This window comes from Pantoea sp. UBA5923 (assembly GCF_002431095.1).
GTDB classification, from domain to species: Bacteria; Pseudomonadota; Gammaproteobacteria; order Enterobacterales; family Enterobacteriaceae; genus Pantoea; species Pantoea piersonii.
In genome coordinates this window covers 1-21,098 of the sequence record NZ_DJDN01000066.1, presented here as the reverse complement: position 1 = coordinate 21,098, position 21,098 = coordinate 1, and the positions used below count along the sequence as shown (strand labels likewise).

Below are 21,098 nucleotides of genomic sequence, written 5' to 3'. Positions count from 1 at the left end.
CATGAGTGAATCGGCCCGGATGTCTGTTCAGGTACAAAGTCTCTATATCGCTTCCCAGTCTTCGCCGGAAGAGGAGCGCTTCGTCTTTGCCTATACCATTACCATCCGCAATCTGGGCCGCAACGCCGTGCAGCTGCTGGGCCGCTACTGGCTAATCACTAACGGCAACGGGCGCGAAACTGAAGTTCAGGGCGAAGGTGTGGTGGGCGAACAGCCTGTGATCGCGCCCGGTAGCGAATTTCAGTATACCAGCGGGGCCATTATCGAAACGCCGATGGGCACCATGCAGGGACACTATGTGATGCAGGATGAAGAAGGAGAAACCTTTAACATCGACATCCCGGTGTTTCGCCTCGCTGTAGAAACCCATATACACTGATCTTTTCACGCTTCGCCCGGCTCTGCCGGGCGCAGTTTTTTATTGCGGATTATTTTCTATGAGCACATATCTGATTGGCGACGTTCACGGTTGTTACGATGAGCTGCGCGCCCTGCTGAAGCAAGTCGACTTTACGCCTGAACAGGATACGCTGTGGCTGACCGGCGATCTGGTCGCGCGCGGCCCTGGCTCGCTAGAAGTGCTGCGCTACGTAAAATCGCTGGGCCAGAGTGTGCGTATCGTGCTGGGCAATCACGATTTGCATCTGCTGGCGGTGTTTGCCGGCATCAGCCGCAACAAGCCTAAAGATCGCCTGACGCCGCTGCTGGAAGCGGAAGATGCCGACGAGCTGATCAACTGGCTTCGCCGTCAGCCGCTGCTGCAGGTGGATGAAGAGAAAAAGCTGGTTATGGCGCACGCCGGTATTACGCCGCAGTGGGATTTAGAAACCGCTAAAGCCTGCGCGCGCGAGCTGGAAGCGGTGCTCTCCAGCGACAGCTACCCGCTGTTCCTGGATGCCATGTATGGCGATATGCCTAATAACTGGACGCCGGAACTGAGCGGCCTGGCGCGCCTGCGTTTCTCCGCCAACGCGCTGACGCGCATGCGCTTCTGCTTTCCCAACGGCCAGCTCGATATGATTTGCAAAGAGGCGCCGGACTCCGCGCCGCCGCCGCTGAAACCCTGGTTCACTATCCCAGGCAAGCTGCCGGACGATTACACCCAGATCTTCGGCCACTGGGCTTCGCTGGAGGGCAAAGGCACGCCGCGCGGCGTGATCGGGCTGGATACCGGCTGCTGCTGGGGCGGCGTGCTGACCCTGCTGCACTGGGAGAGCCAGCGCTACTATACGCAGGTATCGAACCGCCAGCCGTCGGCAACCGACAGCGTCCCGCCGCAGCAGTCCGCCTGACGGCGCGCAAAAGAAAACGCCTTGTCAGAGACAAGGCGTGGAATGGCGCATTTGGGGCCGATTAAACAGGGCGCAATCACAGAGCCGCCCCTCTCTTAACCCTGCCGGCTGTTAGCGACGCTCAAGGATTTCGAAGCAGTAGCTATGCGAGTTCTGCTCGTCGGCGTCGTGAAACTCGCTAAAGGTCGACTGCCACTCATCCGGCTCGTAATCCGGGAACTGCGTATCCCCTTCTACTTCCGCATCGATATGCGTGAGGTAAAGACGATCGGCGCGCTTCAGCATCTGCTCATAAATACGCCCACCGCCAATCACCATAATCTCCGGCACGTCGCCAGCCGCTTTAATCGCCTCATCCAGTGAGGTGACCCAGGTGACGCCTTCCGCAGTGCCCGGCTGACGGCTGACCACAATATTGAGACGTCCCGGTAGCGGACGACCGATTGATTCAAAGGTCAGACGACCCATAATCACCGGCTTGTTTAAGGTGTTACGTTTAAACCACGCCAAATCTGCAGGCAGGTTCCACGGCATGGCACCTTCCATACCAATGACGCGATCCGCTGCTAATGCCGCGATCAGACTAATCATGTTAAAAGACTCACAGATAAAAAATTGGCGCCATCATACGTAAAGGCGAAACTTTCGTCGATAGCGGGAAGAGTCTAATTACGTAAAGCGCTTTTGCCTCCACGTTTTTATTACTCCACAGAGTTTTACACCGCTTTTTACCTGTGCAGTACCCTAAGCCGCCAGATAAAATAGGTTACCTGGCACAAGGGCAGGAATAGCGCGTTTCAGCTTAACGTAACGGAAACCGCAGCTCAGGTTTCATCAACAAAGGAAAATGAAGTGCACCACTATCTGACAGTTCTGAAAATGTATGCGGTGGTTAATGGTCGCTGCCCTCGTAAAACATTCTGGCTATTTTTCTTATTCAGCACGCTGTTTTCGCTGGCATGCAGCGCGGTAGACGAACTGCTCGGACTAAAGGTTTTTTCTGACCAGGGTCTGCTTTCGCTGGTGTATTCCGTTGTGCTTCTGATCCCTTCTGTTGCCGTCGGAGTGCGCCGCCTGCACGATCTCGATCGCTCCGGCTGGTGGCTGCTGATTATGCTTATTCCCCTGCTGGGAACGCTGCTGCTGCTGATTTACTTCTGCCTGCGCGGCACAGTCGGCCCAAACCGCTTTGGGCCCGATCCGCTGGATGAGACGACACCGGCCCAGTAAAAAAAACGGCTCCCTGAGGAGCCGTTTTACGCTTTAGACGATTAGAAATCGTAACGCAGACGTACCACGTTGATATCGCCCAGGTTGTCGGTGCTGGAGGTAAAGACGTGTTCGTAGTCGACGCGGAAGCCGTAGTCGAGGAACAGGGTCACACCCAGACCGTTGTCGATGCGCTGGTAGTTGCGGCCGTTCACATACTCCAGACGATCGCCCATTACGTAAGGCTGAACGGCTTTCAGGCCGTACTGCTTGACCGGAATTTTATAGCCAGCGAAGTATTCCAGACCCCACGCGTCGTCGGCGAAGTAGTCGTTAACATTGCTGCGCTTGGTCAACAGGAAGTTCTGATACCAGCCGCCGCCCGCAGAGAGCGTCCAGTTGCCCGGCTTCCAGCTTAATGCGGTGCCGTAGATATTCTGGTTGTAGTCGCCGTCATCGCCGTTGCGCGGATTACGCATCGTGGCGCGGGTATAGTTCCACGCGGTGCCCCAGGTCAGGTCATCCGTGATGTGGTAATCCACGCCCAGCGAGCCGCCGCCTTTGCGCTTGTAGCGCAGGCCGTTGCCCGGCAGATATTCGTTGTCGCTGAACAGGTAAGAAGCGTAGAGATCGACCGCGCCGAAGGTGTTTTTATACTTCAGCTGTTTGCGCGAGCGGTAGGAGCCGTCATAGTCGCCGTTGATGCCGTTACCCGGCGCCTGGCCTTTCATGTCGTAGTCCCAGATATCGGTCTTCGCGCCCACTACGTCATAGAAGACGCTGTTCTGCTGGCCGAAATAGATCTCGCCCCAGGTTTTGCTTTTCAGACCGGTATAGAGCTGGCGACGCGTGGTATCGTTGGCGCCATCTTTATAATGGTTATCCCAGTCAAATACGGCGGGAATATTAACGCCCACTTCGTAATAGCTGGCCCAGCTAATATCATCGAACAGATAATAATCAGCGGCGAAGCGGAAACGCGTACCGCCGTCGAAGCCATTACGTTTGTAAGATTTGTCGTTGACGCCGGTCTGATGTTCAAACTGCGGACGAATACTGCCGCCTACGGTGAAGTTCAGACGGCTCAGCGGATCGCCTGCCTGCGGATCTTGTTTAAGAAGAGTAATTTCAGCCTGGCTGGCAAATGGCGCAGCCGCCATTAACGCAGCAATAGCGCTTAGTGTGAAAGCACGCATTTTCATTTTTTTATAGGTCCCTGATTGGCCCGGAAGAATGGGCGGCGAAATATTACGCTGAGCCGATGCGCTTTCGCTTTATAATTTTGTGCGGTTTTATCTGAAAATATCAGCAATAGCACTCCTCGCTAAGCCTTAAGACAAATAAGCAAAACTTTAATCGTTTATAGTTATTTATTATCAGATTTGATGATAAAAAAATAAAAAAAACGGCCCTTTTGGGCCGTTTAATTATGAACGGAAATTAACCGTTAATGAGCGCGTGCATTTCCTGAACAGAAATAACTTTTTCCGTTGGGTCCGCATTGAGCGACATCGCCGTGGCGAAGCCGCCATTCAGCGTGGTGTCGTAGTGCACTTTATACTGCAGCGCGCTGCGACGAATAACGCGCGAGTCTTCAATCGCCTGGCGACCAGCGGTCGTGTTAACGATATAGGTATATTCGCCGTTCTTCAGGCGATCCTGAATATGCGGTCGCCCTTCATGCACCTTATTTACCAGGCGAGGATTGATACCCGCTTCGCCCAGCACCACCGCCGTACCGTGGGTCGCATCCAGTTCAAAGCCGAACTTCAGCAGCTTGGCCGCCAGATCGACGATGCGCTTCTTGTCACCTTCGCGTACCGACAGCAGCGCGCGGCCGCTCTTCTTCATATTGCTCTGCGCACCCAGCATCGCTTTAGAGAAGGCTTCGGCAAAGGTACGTCCAACGCCCATCACTTCGCCGGTGGAACGCATTTCCGGGCCGAGAATCGGATCCACGCCCTGGAATTTGTTGAACGGCAGCACCACCTCTTTCACTGAGTAATAGGGCGGAATCACCTCTTTCGTCACGCCCTGCTCGGCCAGCGTTTTGCCCGCCATTACGCGCGCCGCCACTTTCGCCAGCGGTACGCCGGTGGCTTTGGAGACGAACGGTACGGTACGCGCGGCGCGTGGGTTGACCTCAATCAGGTAAACCTCGTTGTCCTTCACCGCGAACTGTACGTTCATCAGGCCGCGCACGTTGAGCTCAAAGGCCAGACGCTCAACCTGCTGGCGCATGACATTCTGAATCTCTTCGCTCAGCGTGTAGGCCGGCAGCGAACAGGCGGAGTCACCTGAGTGCACGCCCGCCTGCTCAATGTGCTCCATGATGCCGCCAATCAGTACGCGCTCACCGTCGCAAATGGCGTCTACGTCGACTTCCACTGCGTCATCCAGGAAGCGGTCCAGCAGCACCGGCGCGTCGTTGGAAACGGAGACGGCGGTCTGGAAGTAGCGCTTGAGGTCGATCTCGTCGTAGACGATCTCCATCGCGCGGCCGCCCAGCACATAAGAAGGACGCACCACCAGCGGATAGCCGATGCTGGCCGCTTTCTCAACGGCCTGCTCCAGCGTGGTGACGGTGGCGTTGGCCGGCTGCTTCAGGTTCAGGCGATCGACCGCCTGCTGGAAGCGCTCGCGATCTTCAGCGCGGTCGATAGCGTCCGGGCTGGTGCCGATGACCGGCACGCCCGCCGCTTCCAGCGCGCGCGCCAGCTTCAGCGGCGTCTGGCCGCCGTACTGCACGATCACGCCTTTCGGCTGCTCAATGCGCACGATTTCCAGCACGTCTTCCAGCGTTACCGGCTCAAAGTAGAGACGGTCAGAGGTGTCATAGTCGGTTGAAACGGTTTCAGGGTTGCAGTTCACCATAATGGTTTCGAACCCATCTTCGCGCAGCGCCAGCGCGGCATGCACGCAGCAGTAGTCGAACTCAATGCCCTGGCCGATACGGTTAGGCCCGCCGCCCAGCACCATAATCTTGTCGCGGTCCTGGTTGGGGTTCGCCTCGCACTCCTCTTCATAGGTAGAGTACATATAGGCGGTATCGGTCGCGAACTCCGCCGCACAGGTATCTACACGCTTGTAAACCGGATGCAGATTGTACTGCTGACGCAGCTTGCGGATCTCGCCTTCCGAGACGCCTGCCAGCGCCGCCAGTCGCGCATCGGCGAAGCCTTTACGCTTCAGCGCGCGCAGGAACGGCTGGCTCAGGCTGTTGACGCCTTCGCGCGCCACCTGCTCTTCCAGACGCACCAGCTCCTCGATTTGCACCAGGAACCAGCGATCGATATTGGTCAGATTGAATACGCCGTCGACCGACATCCCGGCCCGGAACGCATCGGCGATGTACCAGATACGCTCGGCGCCAGCGTCCTTCAGCTCGCGGCGAATGCGGGTCAGCGCGTCGGCGTCATCAAGGTGCACTTTCGGGTCAAAGCCGTTTGCGCCCACTTCCAGACCGCGCAGCGCTTTCTGCATCGACTCCTGGAAGGTACGGCCAATCGCCATCACCTCGCCCACTGACTTCATCTGCGTAGTCAGACGGTCGTTAGCGCCAGCGAATTTCTCAAAGTTAAAGCGCGGAATCTTCGTCACGACGTAGTCGATAGAGGGTTCGAACGACGCTGGCGTCAGACCGCCGGTGATATCGTTCATCAGCTCGTCAAGCGTGAAGCCGACCGCCAGCTTGGCCGCGACTTTGGCAATCGGGAAGCCGGTTGCTTTAGAGGCGAGCGCCGAGGAGCGCGAGACGCGCGGGTTCATTTCGATAACGATCAAACGGCCGTTCTTCGGGTTAACCGAGAACTGCACGTTGGAGCCGCCGGTTTCTACGCCGATTTCACGCAGTACCGCCAGCGAGGCGTTACGCATGATCTGGTACTCTTTATCGGTCAGCGTCTGCGCCGGCGCGACGGTAATGGAGTCGCCGGTGTGAATACCCATGGCGTCGAAGTTTTCGATAGAGCAGACAATGATGCAGTTGTCGTTCTTGTCGCGCACCACTTCCATTTCATACTCTTTCCAGCCAATCAGCGACTCATCGATCAGCAGCTCATTAGTAGGCGAGAGATCCAGACCGCGCTCGCAAATCTCTTCAAACTCTTCGCGGTTGTAGGCGATGCCGCCGCCGGTGCCGCCCATGGTGAAAGAGGGACGGATAATACACGGGAAGCCGACATCTTCAGCGACCTTTAGCGCCTCTTCCATGGTATGGGCGATACCTGACCGCGCGGTTTCCAGGCCGATAGCTTTCATCGCCTTATCGAAGCGCTGCCGATCTTCCGCCTTGTCGATTGCGTCCGCCGTCGCGCCAATCATGGTCACGCCGAACTCTTCCAGCACGCCCTGACGCTCCAGCTCAAGCGCGCAGTTCAGCGCGGTCTGGCCGCCCATGGTCGGCAACACTGCGTCCGGGCGCTCTTTTTCAATAATTTTGCGCACGACTTCCCAGTGAATCGGCTCAATATAGGTCGCATCGGCCATTTCCGGGTCGGTCATAATGGTCGCCGGGTTGGAGTTCACCAGAATAACGCGGTAGCCCTCTTCGCGCAGCGCCTTACATGCCTGCGCGCCAGAGTAGTCAAATTCACAGGCCTGGCCGATGACGATTGGGCCAGCGCCAAGGATCAGGATGGATTTTATATCAGTACGTTTTGGCATCTTCGGGCTCCTGATTACCTGGCTTTCGAACGGTAGGCTTCGATCAGTTCAATAAAGTGGTCAAACAACGGCGCTGCATCATGCGGGCCGGGGCTCGCTTCCGGGTGGCCCTGGAAGCTGAACGCCGGTTTGTCAGTGCGGTGAATACCCTGCACCGTTTTGTCGAACAGCGAAATATGCGTCACGCGCAGGTTCGCAGGCAGGCTGGCGTCATCAACGGCGAAGCCATGGTTTTGCGCGGTGATCATGACGCTGTTGTTGTCGAGATCCTGCACCGGATGGTTGCCGCCGTGGTGGCCAAGCTTCATTTTCACGGTTTTGGCACCGCTCGCCAGCGCCAGCAGCTGATGGCCCAGGCAGATGCCGAACACCGGGATCTCGGTTTCAAGGAAAGTTTTAATTGCGCTGATAGCGTAATCACACGGCTCCGGATCGCCCGGCCCGTTGGAGAGGAAAATGCCGTCTGGATTAAGCTTCAGCACTTCATCGGCTGGCGTCTGCGCCGGCACGACCGTCAGGCGGCAGCCGCGATCCACCAGCATACGGAAAATATTAAATTTAACGCCGTAATCGTAAGCGACAACATGATACGGCAGCGCCTCTGCGCTCTGCGGTTGCGGCAGCCCATCTTCCAGCGTCCATGAACCCTGCTGCCAGCTGTAAGTTTCCGCCGTTGTGACCTCTTTCGCCAGATCCATCCCTTTCAGACCCGGGAACGCCTGGGCTTTTTGCAGCGCCAGCGCGGCGTCGGGGTTATCGCCCGCGATAATGCAGCCGTTTTGCGCTCCTTTTTCGCGTAGCAGGCGCGTCAGCTTGCGGGTGTCGATATCGGCAATGGCGACGATGTTATTGCGCTGCAGATAAGCCGACAGACTCTCTTCGCTGCGGAAGTTGCTGACAATCAGCGGCAGGTCACGAATAACCAGGCCTTGCGCGTGAATTTGGGTGGACTCTGCGTCGGCGGCGTTAACGCCAACATTGCCGATATGGGGATAAGTGAGGGTGACGATCTGGCGGGAATAGGAGGGATCAGTGAGTATTTCTTGATAACCGGTCATTGACGTATTGAAAACGACCTCCCCCACTGCCGATCCCGTTGCCCCTATGGCCCGACCGTGGAATTGGGTTCCGTCTTCCAGAACCAAGAGCGCTGACTTAATCAAAACATCCTCCAGGGAATAAACAGTCACAATATTTGCATATTAATTCAAAATTTGGCCCTGAATCAAGGCAAAAACCGCCTGACTGGTCGATTTTTGGCAAATTGCGCGCATTCTAATGATCGCCCTGCTGATTGTCTACCCTGAAGAGCGATTTTTTTACCCTTTTCGGGTCACTGAATGTTAAAACGCGACATAAGGCGTAAAAAAGAGAGATTAACCGGCGAAATAATCGGTTGCCTGGTGAAAAAGAGCCGAAGCGAGTGCTGGATACCCTTTTTTTTTGACCATTTGGTCAAAATTGTTCATTTTTAAGGTCGGAAAGAGGATAAAAATCACCATTTTAACAACTACAATCAAAAATAACGTTAAAGGCTCTATTTTTACATAAAATTAAGGGCGATCATTATATCGCCCTTTTCAATCAATAGATTGCAGATTGAAATAACCACATCACGATGGTACAAAACCTTATAGCATCGATAAATCCAGCACGTCTCTCATATCATAAAGCCCTTTTTTACCGCCTTTCAGCCACAGCGCCGCTTTGACTGCGCCATTTGCAAAGGTCATGCGGCTGGAAGCCTTATGGGTTATCTCTACGCGCTCGCCAGTATCAGCAAACATTGCGGTATGTTCGCCGACGATATCGCCCGCACGCACCGTAGCAAAGCCGATAGTCTGCGGTTTACGCTCGCCGGTATGGCCCTCACGCGCGTAAACGGCGCGATCTTTCAAATCCCAGCTCATGGCATCGGCAATGGCTTCGCCCATCGCCAGCGCAGTGCCGGAAGGGGCATCGACTTTATGACGATGGTGCGCTTCGATAATTTCGATATCGGCGTAGTCGCCCATTACCTTCGCCGCTTTCTCCAGCAGCTTAAGCACCAGGTTTACACCAACGCTAAAGTTGGCGGCAAACACGATACCGATATCAGCGGAAGCCGCCTGGATAGCGGCTTTACCCGCCTCGTCAAAGCCGGTTGTGCCAATGACCATCGCCTTGTTGTATTCGCGGCACAGCGCCAGATAGTGGAGCGTGCCTTCAGGGCGGGTGAAATCCACCAGCACGTCGAAATCATCCATCACGCTGCGTAAATCATCCGTGATAATGACGCCGTTTTTGCCTAATCCGGCCAGTTCACCAGCGTCGCTGCCTGTCAGCGAAGAGCCTGGGCGTACCAGCGCCGCGCCCAGCTCGACGCCTTCTGCCTGGTGCGTCGCTTCAATCAGATTGCGCCCCATACGGCCAGACGCGCCTACGACGGCAATGCGGTAATTACTCATATTTATTCATTCCTGATACAAATCTATGCATGCAAAGCGTTATCAGGTTAACGGTCAGTTAACAGATACGCCACTATTAACAGGGGATAATAAGAATTTCAGGGTAGCGCTTAGCGATTATCAGTAAAAGCAATTCCGCTGAAGGGGCGGCGACGTTTAGCCAATAAAAAAGGCCGAACAGAGTCGGCCTTTCAACAAGCTGGTACCGGTGCGTTACTGCACGTTGCGTACTTCGACGCGCAGCTCTTTGGGCACTTCAAACACAATGTTCTCTTCGCGTCCGATCAGTTCGATCGCCGCCTCGCCGCCCAGCTCGCGCAGACGCTGGATCACCTGCTGCACCAGAATATCCGGCGCGGATGCCCCAGCCGTCACGCCGATGCACTCTACGCCTTTTACCCACTCTTCCTGAATATCGTCTGCAGAATCGATGAGCTTCGCCAGCTTGCCGGCGCGCTGCGCCAGTTCCGCCAGGCGATTAGAGTTTGAGGAGTTCTTCGATCCGACCACCAGCACCACTTCCGCATCGCGCGCCAGCACGCGCACCGCTTCCTGACGGTTGGTGGTGGCGTAGCAGATATCATCCTTGCGTGGGCCGATAATCGCCGGGAAACGGGCGCGCAGCGCATCGATCACGTCAGAGGTGTCATCAACCGACAGCGTGGTCTGCGTCATAAAGCAGAGATTGCTCTCATCCTTTACCTGCAGCTTAAACACATCCTCCGGCGACTCCACCAGATACATGCCGCCGTTAGGGTTGCTGTACTGGCCCATGGTGCCTTCCACTTCCGGATGACCCGCATGGCCGATGAGGATCGCCTCCACGCCTTTACGGCTGGCGCGCGCGACCTCCATATGAACCTTGGTCACCAGTGGACAGGTGGCGTCGAACAGCATGGTCAGGCTGCGCGCCTTCGCTTCAGCACGAACCGCCTGTGAGACACCGTGTGCAGAGAAAATCAGTATCGCGTTATCCGGCACTTCGCTGATCTCTTCAATAAAGATCGCGCCGCGCTCGCGCAGACTGTTTACCACGTAGCGGTTATGCACCACTTCATGACGCACATAAATCGGCGCGCCGTACATCTCCAGCGCACGCTCGACGATGCTGATGGCGCGATCGACGCCAGCGCAGAAGCCGCGCGGGTTAGCCAGCAGGATTTGCATCGTTTGCCTCCAGTACCGGATCGACTTCCAGCACGTCGATATCGAAATGAACCTGATGACCGGCCAGCGGATGATTGAAATCCACCGTAATGGAATCGCCGGAAATATCGCGGATCACACCAGGCATTTCACTGCCGCCCATGCCGGTAAAGAGCATAATGGCGCCGATTTCCGGCTCGCCCGCATTAATGAAATCACGGCGCGAAAAGTACTGGATCAGATCGGGGCTGACGGCGCCGAAAGCCGCTTCCGGCTCCAGCGTAAAGGCGTGCTTGTCTCCCGCCTTCAGTCCCAGCAGCTCCTGCTCCAGCGCAGCGGAAAGGCTGCCGTCGCCCAGGCGGAACAGCGCCGGTTTGCCGAAAGCAGAGGTCGACTCTGCAACAGAGCCGTCCTCCAGCTTCAGCGTGAAATGCAGCAGCACTGCGCTGTCGCGCTGTACAGAGACTGTCATGGCTTACCCTTGTTTTGCCTGTTTGCCGGAGGGGCTGAAAAAGCCCTCCAGCACCACTAACGCAGCGCCGATACAGATGCCGCAGTCAGCGATATTAAAGGTGGCGAAGTGCCAGTCACCAATATAGAAGTCGATAAAGTCGACGACAAATCCGTGATAAGCACGATCGAACAGGTTGCCTGCCGCGCCGCCGATAATCAGCGCGTAGGCGATATTAACGATTTTCTGGCTGGCGCGGCTGCGGTACATCATCACCAGTAAGGCCACCACGATAGCGATGGCGATGCCAGCGAAGAACCAGCGCTGCCAGCCGCCTTTATCCGCCAGGAAGCTGAACGCCGCACCGTAGTTGTGGGCGTAGAACAGGTTGAGGAACGGCATCAGCGGCTGCGTTTCGTGCAGCATCATGTTGTTCATCACCCACTGTTTGCTGGCGAAATCGACCAGGATCACCGCCAGCACCAGCCATACCCAGCGTAAGCCGGTTGAGAGAATAGGTTTACGCATCAGGCAAATTTACGCTCTTCGCCGTTACCGGCCAGGTTGGTATAACAGCGACCGCACACGGCAAGATGCTCCGCGTTCTGGCCGACGTCCGTAGTGTAATGCCAGCAGCGCGGGCACTTCTCGCCTTCTGCTTTGTGCAGCGCGATTTTCAGACCTTTTACCAGTTCGCTTTGCTGCGCCTCTTCGCTGGCCAGCGCGTAATCCGCCACCGTCGCGCCCGACGTCAGCAGCACAAAGCGCAGCTCGTCGCCCAGCGCCTGCAGCTTCTCCGCCAGCGCCGCATCAGCATAGAGCGTGACGGTCGCTTCCAGCGCGCCGCCGATACGCTTGTCGCTGCGCGCCTGCTCGATCGCCTTGTTGACTTCGCCGCGCACTTTCAGCAGCTCCGCCCAGTAGGCATCGTTCAGCGCTTCATCCTGCGACAGACCAAACAGGCCGTCATACCACTCTTCGGTGAAGACGTACTGCGCGCGTTTGCCCGGCAGATAGCCCCAGATTTCATCGGCGGTAAAGGACATGATCGGCGCCATCCAGCGCACCAGCGCCTCAACGATGTGCCACAGCGCAGTCTGACAGCTGCGGCGCGCCAGGCTGTCGCGCTTCGCGGTGTACTGGCGATCCTTGATGATATCCAGATAGAAAGAGCCCATCTCTACCGAGCAGAACTGCATCAGGCGCTGGATAACTTCATGGAAGTCGTAGTTTTCGTAAGAGGCGACAATATCCGCCTGCGCGGCCTGCGCGCGGCCAACCGCCCAGCGATCCAGCACCACCATCTCTTCCGGCTTAACCATATCGGTCTCTGGGTTGAAGCCGTTAAGGTTCGCCAGCAGGAAGCGCGCGGTGTTACGGATACGACGATAGGCGTCGGCGGAGCGTTTCAGGATCTCGTCGGAGACCGCCATCTCGCCGGAATAGTCGGTAGAGGCGACCCACAGACGCAGAATATCCGCGCCCAGTTTGTTCATCACGTCCTGCGGCGATACGGTATTGCCGATCGACTTGGACATCTTGCGGCCCTGACCATCCACGGTAAAGCCGTGTGTCAGTACCTGACGATAAGGCGCTTTGCCCTTCATCGCGGTAGAGATCATCAGCGATGACATAAACCAGCCGCGATGCTGGTCGGAGCCTTCCAGATACATGTCGGCAGAGTGGCCGCCAAATTCCGGACGCGCGTCGACGACCGCATAGCTGGTAGAGCCGGAGTCGAACCAGACGTCCAGCGTATCCGGCACCTTCATATAGTTGTCGGCGTCGTCGCCCATCAGCTCGCGCGGATCGAGATCCCACCACGCCTGAATGCCATCCTGCTCGACGCGCTGCGCGACTTTCTCCATCAGCGCCAGCGTATCGGGATGCAGCTGCTCGGTCTCTTTATGCACGAACAGCGCCATCGGCACGCCCCAGGTGCGCTGACGAGAGATACACCAGTCAGGACGGTTTGCTACCATCGCTTCGATGCGCGCCTGGCCCCAGTCCGGGATCCACTGAACGCCTTTGATCTCTTTCAGCGACTGCGCGCGCAGCCCTTTCTGATCCATGCTGATAAACCACTGCGGCGTCGCGCGGAAGATAATCGGCGTTTTGTGACGCCAGCAGTGCGGGTAGCTGTGCAGCAGTTTTTCTACATGCAGCAGCGCGCCTTTCTCTTTCAGCAGCTCAACGATAACGTCGTTAGCCTTGAATACATTCAGGCCGTCGAGCGTCGGATAGGTGCCCGGCAGATAGGTGCCGTCCGGCCCCACCGGGTTCGCCACCTCGATGCCATATTTCTGGCCGATAACATAGTCGTCCGGGCCGTGGCCCGGCGCGGTATGTACGGCGCCGGTACCGGCGTCGAGCGTAACGTGCTCGCCCAGCACTACCGGTGACTGAATGTTCACCAGGAAAGGATGCTGGAAGGTGAGACGCTCCAGCGCCGCGCCTTTGCATTCGCCCAGCACAGTCCACTCGGTGACGCCTGCGCGCTTCAGCACGCTCTCGGTCAGATCTTTCGCGAGGATCAGCGCGCGCCCGTCGATCTGCACCAGCTGATAATCGAACTCCGGATGCAGCGAGATGGCGCGGTTAGCCGGCATGGTCCAGGGCGTGGTGGTCCAGATCACCAGCGAGATCGGGCCGTTCACCGGCGCATCGCCAAATTTAGCGCGTACCGCGTCGCGATCCACCGCGTTGAACATCACGTCGATAGAAGGCGAAGTTTTGTCATAGTATTCGACTTCCGCTTCCGCCAGCGCAGAACGGCAGTCCAGACACCAGTGCACCGGCTTGGCGCCTTTATGCAGATGGCCATTGCCGATGATCTTGCCCAGCGCGCGAATGATGTTGGCTTCGGTCTGGAAGTTCATCGTCAGGTAAGGACGCTCCCAGTCACCCAGCACGCCGAGACGGATAAAGTCCGCTTTCTGCCCTTCTACCTGCTCGGCGGCATATTTGCGGCACGCTTCGCGGAATTCGGCCGGCGTGACTTTCTCGCCCGGCTTGCCGATCATCTGCTCGACCTTATGCTCGATCGGCAGACCGTGGCAGTCCCAGCCCGGCACGTAAGGCGAATCGTAGCCCGCCATGCCTTTCGACTTAACGATAATGTCTTTCAGAATCTTGTTAACTGAGTGACCAATATGAATGCTGCCGTTCGCATAGGGAGGGCCGTCATGCAGGATAAAGGTTTTTTTCCCTTTTTTGGCTTCGCGGATGATGCCGTACAGGTTGTCATCATACCAGCGTTGCAGCATTCCCGGCTCGCGTTTGGCAAGATCGCCGCGCATCGGGAACCCCGTTTCGGGCAAATTCAGGGTAGATTTATAGTCACTCATCAGATTCTCGTTTCCGTATTTTGCGGGGTTAAAGCCCAAAGAAGCGCCGGGCGGTTACCACATCTTTCGCAATTTGTTCTTTCAACGCCTCCAGTGAGGCAAAGCGCTGCTCGTTACGTATCTTATGCTTCAGCACCACATCAATGTGCTTTCCGTACAGATTGATATTGATGTCAAGCAGGTGAACTTCAAGCTGCTGACGCAATCCTTTTACCGTGGGACGCGTGCCGATATTAGCGACGCCGGGAACGGGCGCGCCCAGGCCGAGCACCTCCACCGCATAAACGCCTTTCACCGGCGAGACAACGCGGCGTAACGGGATATTCGCGGTGGGAAAACCGATGGTGCGTCCCAGTGCATCGCCGTGCACGACGCGGCCAGAGATACTGAAGGGATGGCCCAGCAGCGTTTGCGCCAGCGCTAAATCGTCAGCGGCCAGCGCCTGACGTACGGCGGTGCTGCTGATACGCTTGCCGCCGTCGCAGAAGGTTTCGGTGCTGACGACATCAAAGCCGTATTCGGCACCGGCTTTCTGTAATAACAGGAAATCGCCCTGACGACCAGCGCCAAAGCGGAAATCATCCCCCACCGCCAGGTACCTGACGCCCAGCTTATCCACCAGCAGATCGGTGATAAAACACTGCGCCGACTGCGCGGCGAAGCGACGGTCAAAGCGTACGCAGAGCACGCGATCGACCCCCGCCTCCGCCAGGAATTTGAGCTTCTCCCGCAGGCGCGTCAGACGCGCCGGCGCTTTGTCTCCGGCAAACAGCTCAAGCGGCTGCGGCTCAAACAGCATCACCATCACCGGGAGCTGGCGTTTTCGTCCCTCTTCGCACAGGCGCGCCATCAGCGCCTGATGGCCGCGATGCACGCCGTCGAAGTTACCAATGGTCAGGACGCAGCCGCGATGCTGCTCGTTTAAACTATGAATACCGCGGATAAACTTCATGGCTGACTCAAACCGGTGGAAATCGGCGGATTATACCCTTGAAACCGGCGAAGGTTAACCCGTCAACGCCACCTTTCCTGGGCAGAACGCGCCATTTCTCCGGGCCTGGCGCGCGTCGCCCTCCCCTCAGAGAATTTTGTTGGGAAAGGCTGTATTCAGAGAGGGGAAGCTGGTAGAATCTTGCGCCATCAATTACGTAACCGGGCGTGGTTTGTAAAACGACGCTTATTTGCACAAATCCATTGACAAAAGAAGGCTCAAAAGGCATAGTCCTCGGCCTTTGATTTGTCCATATAGAACACATTTGGGAGTTGGACCTTGGCTAATATCAAATCAGCTAAGAAACGCGCCGTAACATCTGAAAAACGTCGCAAGCATAACGCGAGCCGTCGTTCTATGATGCGTACTTTCGTTAAGAAAGTATACGCGGCGATCGCAGCTGGCGACAAAGCTGCTGCGCAGAACGCATTTAACGAAATGCAACCGATCGTGGACCGTCAGGCTGCTAAAGGTCTGATCCACAAAAACAAAGCTGCACGTCATAAAGCTAACCTGACTGCTCAGATCAACAAAATGGCGTAAGCCTTTGTTTATCGCTTTGTAAAAAGAACCGGCGCTTAGCCGGTTTTTTTTCGTCTCAATTAAGCAGCGCGTTGCGCCAGACGCAGCCTCAGAATCAGATAGCCCGCTACCGCCGACAGAATCGACCCCAGCAAAATACCCAGCTTCGCCAGCGTGATCAGCTGCGGATTGCTCTCGCCATAGGCCAGCGAGGCGATAAAAATCGACATAGTAAAACCGATGCCGCACAGCACGCCGACCGCGGCGATATCCGTGAGGTTGGTGTTTTTCGGCAGCGACGCCAGCCTGAATTTTACCGCCAGCCAGCAGAAGAGCGTAATGCCTGCGGGTTTACCAATCAGCAGTCCCGCCATAATTCCCAACGGCAGCAGCGAGACGATATCCCCTGCGTGAACGCCATCCAGCGACACGCCCGCGTTGGCGAAGGCGAACAGCGGCAGGATCAGCCAGCGCACCCAGGGATGCAGCGCATGCTCAAGATGAATAGCCGGTGAGTGCCCTTCCTCCTTTTTCAGCGGGATCAGGAAGCCCACCACGACGCCCGCCAGCGTCGCATGAACGCCCGACTTCAGTACGGCGGTCCACAGCACCATGCCGACCAGCAGATAGAGCCCGGTATTGCGCACGTTGAGCAGGTTCATCGCCGCCAGCACCACAATTGCCACCGCGGCGACGCCCAGCGCCGTCATCGACATATCGCTGGTGTAGAAGAGCGCAATAATCACAATCGCGCCGAGATCGTCGATAATCGCCAGCGCCATCAGGAAGATTTTTAGCGCTGGCGGCACGCGGCTACCCAGCAGCGCGAGGATACCCAGCGCAAAAGCGATATCGGTGGCGGTAGGAATCGCCCAGCCGCTGCGCGTGGCGTCATCTGCGCCGTTAAACGCCAGAAACAGCAGGCCCGGCACCAGCATGCCGCCCAGCGCAGCGATCAGCGGGAAAACCGCCTGCTCGCGCTTCGCCAGCGCGCCCATCACCATTTCTCGCTTCACCTCTAAGCCGACCAGCAGAAAGAAGATCGCCATCAGCGCGTCATTGATCCACAGCAGCAGGTTCTTGCTGATATCGAGCGAGCCAAAGCGGAACTCCACCGGTACGGCCAGCAGGTTTTGATAAGCCTGCTGCGTAGCGGCGCTGTTCGCCAGAAACATCGCCAGCGCAGCCGCCAGAATCAGCACGACGCCGCTGGTGGCGTCATTATTAAGCAATTTTTTAAGCCCGATATTCACAAATCATCCTTCCCAGAAAATAAAAAACGTACAGAGTCATAATAATAACAGGTTGTAATCGCGCTTTATTATCAGGCATGGGTTAATCGCGTAACGTGGGGCAAAAAAAAGCCAGCGACAGAGCGCTGGCTTCATTTTCACTGAGTGCGGTTTAGCGGGTCAGGTCGTCAAAAAACTTCTTCACGCCGTCGAAAAAGCTTTTTGAACGCGGGCTGTTGTTCTCGCCGGTCGGGCCGCCGAAACTCTCTTCCAGATCGCGCAGCAGCTTTTTCTGCTTTTCATTCAGATTAACCGGCGTTTCCACCACGACACGACACAGCAGATCGCCGACCGCGCCGCCGCGTACCGATTTCACCCCTTTGCCGCGCATGCGGAACAGCTTGCCGGTCTGGGTTTCCGCCGGGACTTTCAGCTTCACGCGGCCATCCAGCGTCGGCACTTCGATTTCACCGCCCAGCGCCGCCATAGCAAAGTTAATCGGCACTTCGCAGTAAAGGTTGTTATCTTCACGCTCGAAAATTGGGTGTTTCTTCACCGAAACCTGAACGTAGAGATCGCCTGCTGGCGCGCCCTGCTCTCCGGCTTCGCCTTCGCCACTCAGGCGGATGCGGTCGCCGGTATCGACGCCTGCGGGGATTTTCACCGACAGGGTTTTCGATTTCTCGACGCGACCGTGGCCGTGACAGGCGTTACACGGATCTTTAATCACCGAACCGCGACCGTGACAGGTCGGACAGGCCTGCTGTACGGTAAAGAAGCCCTGACGCATCTGCACCTGGCCTGCGCCATGACAGGTCGGACAGGTTTGCGGCTGAGTTCCCGCTTTCGCCCCGCTGCCGTGGCAGACGTCACACTCCTGCAGCGTTGGGATGCGGATCTCTTTGGTCACGCCGCGCACCGCTTCTTCCAGCGTCAGCTCCATGTTGTAGCGTAAATCGGCGCCGCGCGCTGCGCGCTGACGACGACCGCCGCCAAAGATGTCGCCGAAGACGTCGCCAAAGATATCGCTGAAGTCCGCGCCGCCGCCGAAGCCGCCGCCGCCGAATCCACCGCCGCCCATGCCGCCCTGTTCAAACGCCGCATGGCCGTACTGATCGTATGCCGCGCGCTTCTGCGCGTCAGTCAGGATTTCGTAGGCTTCCTTGACCTCTTTAAATTTGGCTTCAGCCTCTTTATCACCCGGATTGCGATCGGGGTGAAACTTCATCGCCAGGCGTTTGTACGCCTTTTTAATTTCACGTTCGTCCGCGGATTTGGAGACGCCTAAAATCTCGTAGTAGTCACTCTTCGCCATTTTTAGCCCTTAACATGCTCGCACGGGCGTCGAGAGAACTCCTACGCCCGTGCTGGTTTCAACGGCTGTCAGGCCAACCGTCGCGCCCGGTCAGGGGCAATTATTTTTTGTTGTCTTTCACTTCTTCGAATTCAGCGTCGACCACGTCGTCATCTTTCTTCGCAGAAGCGTCGGCTGCATCCGCGCCGCCCGCCTGTGACTGCTGCTGCGCCGCTTCCATCAGCTTGCTGGAAACCTGCATCAGCGCCTGCATCTTAGCGTCGATCGCCTCTTTGTCTTCGCCTTTCAGCGCTGTTTCCAGCTCGCTCAGCGCGGACTCGATTGGCGCTTTATCGTCAGCGGAGAGTTTATCGCCCGCTTCATCCAGCTGCTTACGCGTGCTGTGCGCAATCTGGTCGCCCTGGTTGCGGGTCTGTACCAGCTCTTCGAACTTGCGATCCGATTCAGCGTTCGCTTCTGCATCGCGAACCATTTTTTCGATCTCTTCCTCGTTCAGGCCGGAAGAAGCTTTGATGGTGATCTTCTGCTCTTTACCGCTGTTCTTGTCTTTCGCTGAGACGTGCAGGATGCCGTCCGCATCGATATCGAAGGTGACTTCAATCTGCGGCATACCACGCGGTGCCGGCTGAATGCCGTCCAGGTTGAACTGGCCCAGCGATTTGTTATCGCTTGAACGCTTACGCTCGCCCTGCAGCACGTGAATGGTCACGGCAGACTGGTTGTCTTCAGCGGTTGAGAACACCTGGCTGTGTTTGGTCGGAATGGTGGTGTTCTTGCTGATCAGCGAAGTCATCACGCCGCCCATGGTTTCGATACCCAGCGACAGCGGGGTTACGTCCAGCAGCAGTACGTCTTTTACGTCGCCCGCCAGCACGCCGCCCTGTACCGCAGCGCCTACGGCGACCGCTTCATCCGGGTTAACGTCTTTACGCGGCTCTTTACCGAAGAACTCCGCTACTTTCGCCTGCACCATCGGCATACGCGTCTGACCGCCGACCAGGATAACGTCATTGATGTCGGAAACAGAGAGTCCCGCATCCTGCAGCGCGACTTTCAGCGGTTCGATAGAACGACTGACCAGATCTTCTACCAGCGACTCCAGCTTAGCGCGGGTCACTTTGATGTTCAGGTGTTTCGGACCCGTTGCGTCCGCCGTGATGTACGGCAGGTTAACGTCGGTCTGCTGCGCGGAAGAGAGCTCGATTTTCGCTTTCTCTGCGGCTTCTTTCAGACGCTGCATTGCCAGCGGATCGTTGTGCAGATCGATGCCCTGATCTTTCTTGAATTCCGCTACCAGATAGTTGATCAGACGGCTGTCGAAGTCTTCACCACCCAGGTGGGTATCACCGTTGGTCGCCAGCACTTCGAAGGTTTTTTCGCCATCAACTTCGTCGATTTCGATAATAGAGATATCGAACGTACCGCCGCCCAGGTCGTATACCGCGATGGTGCGGTTGCCCTGACCTTTATCCAGGCCGTAGGCCAGTGCCGCTGCGGTCGGTTCGTTGATAATGCGTTTTACTTCCAGACCTGCGATACGGCCGGCGTCTTTTGTCGCCTGACGCTGCGCATCGTTAAAGTAGGCCGGAACGGTAATAACGGCTTCGGTGACCGGCTCGCCAAGATAGTCTTCTGCGGTCTTTTTCATTTTCTTCAGCACTTCCGCAGAGATCTGCGGCGGCGCCATTTTCTGACCTTTTACTTCCAGCCAAGCATCGCCATTGTCTGAAGAGGTGATTTTGTACGGCATGATTTTGATATCACGCTGCACTTCTTCGTCCTGGAAACGACGGCCGATCAGACGCTTGATAGCGAACAGCGTGTTCTGTGGGTTGGTCACCGCCTGACGTTTAGCCGGTTGGCCCACCAGAGTTTCGCCATCCTGCGTATAAGCAATGATTGAAGGCGTGGTACGATCGCCCTCGGCGTTCTCCAGCACGCGCGCTTTCGCGCCGTCCATGATCGCAACACAAGAGTTGGTTGTACCCAGGTCAATACCAATAATCTTACCCATCTAAACGTCTCCCACTTAAATTCTTTGTCAATTTGGGTTGTGACCCCTTAATGCGGTCGCTTTGTTGGCTTTCAACCGCCGTGACTCGCTTTTTTTTCCGGGCTCACAACGCTCGATGACAACTAAATGGGGCCGCTTCGAAGCGCATCAAGGGTTAAAAGAAAATTTTTTTTCAGACCAGCCTTTTCTGAGCCGCGCGCGGTCCGTACGCTGCTGAAGCAAAGGAAAAGGCCGCGCAAAGCGCGGCCTTGTAAACAGGGTGTTGAGTCAGTGCGGTGTGAAGCGGTCAGGCCAGCAGCGGAGTGGCAAAAATATATTATCGTTATTATCGCGAAGCTAAATTATTTTGAGTTTTCCCTGATGTCGGCGAATATGTGGATGCATATCCATCAAACAACTGCCGCTATCATAATATCAGGCCTTTTATTTCACAGGGCTAATATTACCCCTGTGAAATAAAAGGCCTG

The 21,098-nt window shown here is 56.5% G+C and carries 17 protein-coding genes; 4 read left to right on the top strand and 13 right to left on the bottom strand.

Going from position 1 to position 21,098, the window contains the following annotated elements:
* Position 1 precedes the first annotated feature (1 nt).
* Both apaG and apaH read left to right on the top strand, forming a co-directional pair.
* Positions 2 to 379, top strand: coding sequence for a Co2+/Mg2+ efflux protein ApaG (gene apaG / locus B3797_RS15220; RefSeq protein ID WP_120455664.1), 378 nt, complete (start codon positions 2 to 4; stop codon positions 377 to 379).
* Between the two features lie 58 nt (positions 380 to 437).
* The gene (gene apaH / locus B3797_RS15215) at positions 438 to 1,292 is read left to right on the top strand and encodes a bis(5'-nucleosyl)-tetraphosphatase (symmetrical) ApaH (RefSeq protein WP_311783118.1); all 855 of its coding nucleotides are present in this window, start codon (positions 438 to 440) and stop codon (positions 1,290 to 1,292) included.
* A 111-nt stretch (positions 1,293 to 1,403) separates the two neighbouring features.
* Here the strand turns inward: apaH and folA are convergent, their stop codons facing one another.
* Positions 1,404 to 1,883: a type 3 dihydrofolate reductase gene (gene folA, locus B3797_RS15210; RefSeq protein WP_120455661.1), complete on the bottom strand. Its 480-nt coding sequence runs from the start codon at positions 1,881 to 1,883 to the stop codon at positions 1,404 to 1,406.
* A 261-nt stretch (positions 1,884 to 2,144) separates the two neighbouring features.
* Here folA and B3797_RS15205 point away from each other — a divergent pair, with 261 nt between their 5' ends.
* Positions 2,145 to 2,522, top strand: a complete 378-nt coding sequence (locus tag B3797_RS15205; RefSeq protein ID WP_311791515.1) for a DUF805 domain-containing protein — start codon at positions 2,145 to 2,147, stop codon at positions 2,520 to 2,522.
* 41 nt (positions 2,523 to 2,563) lie between these two features.
* Here the strand turns inward: B3797_RS15205 and B3797_RS15200 are convergent, their stop codons facing one another.
* The 9 genes from B3797_RS15200 to ribF form a co-directional block, all read right to left on the bottom strand.
* Entirely contained in the window at positions 2,564 to 3,703 is a 1,140-nt protein-coding gene (locus B3797_RS15200; RefSeq protein WP_120455658.1) for a porin, read from the bottom strand.
* A gap of 238 nt (positions 3,704 to 3,941) precedes the next feature.
* Positions 3,942 to 7,166, bottom strand: coding sequence for a carbamoyl-phosphate synthase large subunit (gene carB / locus B3797_RS15195; protein ID WP_311791514.1), 3,225 nt, complete (start codon positions 7,164 to 7,166; stop codon positions 3,942 to 3,944).
* Positions 7,167 to 7,180: 14 nt separating this feature from the next.
* Complete coding sequence (gene carA / locus B3797_RS15190) at positions 7,181 to 8,329, bottom strand: glutamine-hydrolyzing carbamoyl-phosphate synthase small subunit (protein ID WP_311783122.1); 1,149 nt, start codon at positions 8,327 to 8,329, stop codon at positions 7,181 to 7,183.
* 468 nt (positions 8,330 to 8,797) lie between these two features.
* A complete protein-coding gene (gene dapB / locus B3797_RS15185) occupies positions 8,798 to 9,613 on the bottom strand; it encodes a 4-hydroxy-tetrahydrodipicolinate reductase (protein WP_311791513.1) in 816 nt (271 codons plus the stop codon).
* Positions 9,614 to 9,826: 213 nt separating this feature from the next.
* Entirely contained in the window at positions 9,827 to 10,780 is a 954-nt protein-coding gene (gene ispH / locus B3797_RS15180) for a 4-hydroxy-3-methylbut-2-enyl diphosphate reductase (protein WP_311783124.1), read from the bottom strand.
* Positions 10,761 to 11,231, bottom strand: coding sequence for an FKBP-type peptidyl-prolyl cis-trans isomerase (fkpB, locus tag B3797_RS15175; protein WP_311791512.1), 471 nt, complete (start codon positions 11,229 to 11,231; stop codon positions 10,761 to 10,763). Before fkpB ends, ispH begins: the two co-directional genes overlap by 20 nt.
* 3 nt (positions 11,232 to 11,234) lie before the next feature.
* Positions 11,235 to 11,738, bottom strand: coding sequence for a signal peptidase II (lspA, locus tag B3797_RS15170; RefSeq protein WP_120455647.1), 504 nt, complete (start codon positions 11,736 to 11,738; stop codon positions 11,235 to 11,237).
* Positions 11,738 to 14,557: an isoleucine--tRNA ligase gene (gene ileS / locus B3797_RS15165; protein ID WP_311791511.1), complete on the bottom strand. Its 2,820-nt coding sequence runs from the start codon at positions 14,555 to 14,557 to the stop codon at positions 11,738 to 11,740. Before ileS ends, lspA begins: the two co-directional genes overlap by 1 nt.
* A gap of 28 nt (positions 14,558 to 14,585) precedes the next feature.
* Positions 14,586 to 15,509 (bottom strand): bifunctional riboflavin kinase/FAD synthetase, encoded by a 924-nt coding sequence (ribF, locus tag B3797_RS15160; protein ID WP_311791510.1) that lies wholly within the window; start codon positions 15,507 to 15,509, stop codon positions 14,586 to 14,588.
* A gap of 318 nt (positions 15,510 to 15,827) precedes the next feature.
* Here ribF and rpsT point away from each other — a divergent pair, with 318 nt between their 5' ends.
* The gene (gene rpsT / locus B3797_RS15155; protein ID WP_033749434.1) at positions 15,828 to 16,091 is read left to right on the top strand and encodes a 30S ribosomal protein S20; all 264 of its coding nucleotides are present in this window, start codon (positions 15,828 to 15,830) and stop codon (positions 16,089 to 16,091) included.
* 59 nt (positions 16,092 to 16,150) lie between these two features.
* Here the strand turns inward: rpsT and nhaA are convergent, their stop codons facing one another.
* From nhaA to dnaK, 3 genes are all read right to left on the bottom strand, one after another.
* Positions 16,151 to 17,323 carry a Na+/H+ antiporter NhaA gene (gene nhaA / locus B3797_RS15150; protein ID WP_311791509.1) on the bottom strand — a complete coding sequence of 391 codons (1,173 nt, stop codon included), beginning with the start codon at positions 17,321 to 17,323 and terminating at the stop codon, positions 16,151 to 16,153.
* A gap of 151 nt (positions 17,324 to 17,474) precedes the next feature.
* Positions 17,475 to 18,617 (bottom strand): molecular chaperone DnaJ, encoded by a 1,143-nt coding sequence (gene dnaJ / locus B3797_RS15145; protein ID WP_311791508.1) that lies wholly within the window; start codon positions 18,615 to 18,617, stop codon positions 17,475 to 17,477.
* A 100-nt stretch (positions 18,618 to 18,717) separates the two neighbouring features.
* Positions 18,718 to 20,631, bottom strand: a complete 1,914-nt coding sequence (dnaK, locus tag B3797_RS15140) for a molecular chaperone DnaK (RefSeq protein ID WP_311783129.1) — start codon at positions 20,629 to 20,631, stop codon at positions 18,718 to 18,720.
* Between the last annotated feature and the right edge of the window lie 467 nt (positions 20,632 to 21,098).

Bases quoted from the DNA above. Each gene is read 5' to 3' on its own strand.
- B3797_RS15200 (WP_120455658.1), bottom strand. From the start codon at position 3,703: ATGAAAATGCGTGCTTTCACACTAAGCGCTATTGCTGCGTTAATGGCG.
- ileS (WP_311791511.1), bottom strand. From the start codon at position 14,557: ATGAGTGACTATAAATCTACCCTGAATTTGCCCGAAACGGGGTTCCCG.
- ispH (WP_311783124.1), bottom strand. From the start codon at position 10,780: ATGCAAATCCTGCTGGCTAACCCGCGCGGCTTCTGCGCTGGCGTCGAT.
- dapB (WP_311791513.1), bottom strand. From the start codon at position 9,613: ATGAGTAATTACCGCATTGCCGTCGTAGGCGCGTCTGGCCGTATGGGG.
- carB (WP_311791514.1), bottom strand. From the start codon at position 7,166: ATGCCAAAACGTACTGATATAAAATCCATCCTGATCCTTGGCGCTGGC.
- folA (WP_120455661.1), bottom strand. From the start codon at position 1,883: ATGATTAGTCTGATCGCGGCATTAGCAGCGGATCGCGTCATTGGTATG.
- apaG (WP_120455664.1), top strand. From the start codon at position 2: ATGAGTGAATCGGCCCGGATGTCTGTTCAGGTACAAAGTCTCTATATC.
- fkpB (WP_311791512.1), bottom strand. From the start codon at position 11,231: ATGACAGTCTCTGTACAGCGCGACAGCGCAGTGCTGCTGCATTTCACG.
- ribF (WP_311791510.1), bottom strand. From the start codon at position 15,509: ATGAAGTTTATCCGCGGTATTCATAGTTTAAACGAGCAGCATCGCGGC.
- apaH (WP_311783118.1), top strand. From the start codon at position 438: ATGAGCACATATCTGATTGGCGACGTTCACGGTTGTTACGATGAGCTG.
- dnaK (WP_311783129.1), bottom strand. From the start codon at position 20,631: ATGGGTAAGATTATTGGTATTGACCTGGGTACAACCAACTCTTGTGTT.
- dnaJ (WP_311791508.1), bottom strand. From the start codon at position 18,617: ATGGCGAAGAGTGACTACTACGAGATTTTAGGCGTCTCCAAATCCGCG.
- lspA (WP_120455647.1), bottom strand. From the start codon at position 11,738: ATGCGTAAACCTATTCTCTCAACCGGCTTACGCTGGGTATGGCTGGTG.